Source organism: Acidocella sp. MX-AZ02 (genome assembly GCF_000306035.1).
GTDB lineage: Bacteria > Pseudomonadota > Alphaproteobacteria > Acetobacterales > Acetobacteraceae > Acidocella > Acidocella facilis.
On record NZ_JH976207.1, the window covers coordinates 357035 to 358006 of the forward strand.

Annotated in this window: 3 protein-coding genes; 1 reads left to right on the forward strand and 2 read right to left on the reverse strand. The window is 69.2% G+C overall.

Going from position 1 to position 972, the window contains the following annotated elements; genetic code table 11:
* On the forward strand, window positions 1-203 hold a 203-nt coding region (locus tag MXAZACID_RS19080; protein ID WP_039884656.1), incomplete at its 5' end, for a hypothetical protein.
* Here the strand turns inward: MXAZACID_RS19080 and MXAZACID_RS01750 are convergent.
* Both MXAZACID_RS01750 and MXAZACID_RS01755 read right to left on the reverse strand, forming a co-directional pair.
* A complete protein-coding gene (locus MXAZACID_RS01750; RefSeq protein WP_008492304.1) occupies window positions 204-443 on the reverse strand; it encodes a DUF2188 domain-containing protein in 240 nt (79 codons plus the stop codon).
* A gap of 33 nt (window positions 444-476) precedes the next feature.
* The coding region (locus MXAZACID_RS01755) for a GNAT family N-acetyltransferase (protein WP_008492306.1) at window positions 477-972 on the reverse strand (496 nt) is incomplete at its 5' end.

Genomic DNA, 972 nt, shown 5'->3' on the forward strand with positions numbered 1-972 from the left:
CGCTGGAGATCTATGCCGGGCGAACCAGGCTGGGCACGGTGCTGGCCTGCGACCATCGGCCGGACCTCGAACAAGCCGGCATCGGCATCGGCCGCGCCGGTTTCAGCTTCAGGGCGCCGCGCCGTTACAACCCGGCGCGGTTGCGCATTTCCCGTGTGGGGGACGGCGCTTCGCTCCCCGTTCCGGTGCGCCGCGCCGCCTGATCAGCCCTTCACATCCGTCTGCGGGCGGTCGATGCCCAGGGCTTCCTCGGTGTGCCAGGCGCCATCCTCGCTCTGATACTGGATCAGCCGGGTCTCGCCGGGCACACGCTGCTCCTGCGCGGCGCGGCGGGCGGCTTTCAACGCCGCCTCATGGGTCTTGAAGCTTTCGGAAAAGCTGCCATCCAGCGTGTAGGCGAAGCCGCCATCGTGCGGGACGATTTTGTAATGCGCGGTGCTCATGCGGGCACTCCTTTCAGCCCTCAATATAAGGCGTCATCGAAGCCGCGCCATGGCCAGCGAGTCGGCATAGGCGCCGCCCCGGAAAATATCCGCGGCGAAACGCCCTTCCACCTCGAAGCCGAAGGATTCGTAAAGCCGGATCGCATGGTCCTGGTCCGCCAGCACCGCCAGCGCCACCCGGCTGAGGCCCAGCCAGCAATCCGCCAGCTCCAGCACCGCCGAGAGCAAGGCGCGCCCGATGCCCTGGCCCTGATAGGCATCATGCACCAGCAGCGACTCCACCGTGCCGGCATGCAGATGGCGCCCGCGTCCCGGTGTCAGTACCGCCAGCCCCGCCACCACCTCGCCGGACAGAGCGAGGATGGCATGCGCCCTGCTCTCCGGCGCGGCGAGATGCGCCACATCCTGCGGCGTCATGAAGGGCCGGCCGGTGGTGCCAAAGCAGATGCCCGGCAGGCTGCACAAGGCGGCCAGGCCCGGCAGGTCATCCGCGTGCGGCGCGCGCAGGCTGAAGGGGACGCGCGGCGCC

Bases quoted from the DNA above. Each gene is read 5' to 3' on its own strand.
- MXAZACID_RS01750 (WP_008492304.1), bottom strand. From the start codon at position 443: ATGAGCACCGCGCATTACAAAATCGTCCCGCACGATGGCGGCTTCGCC.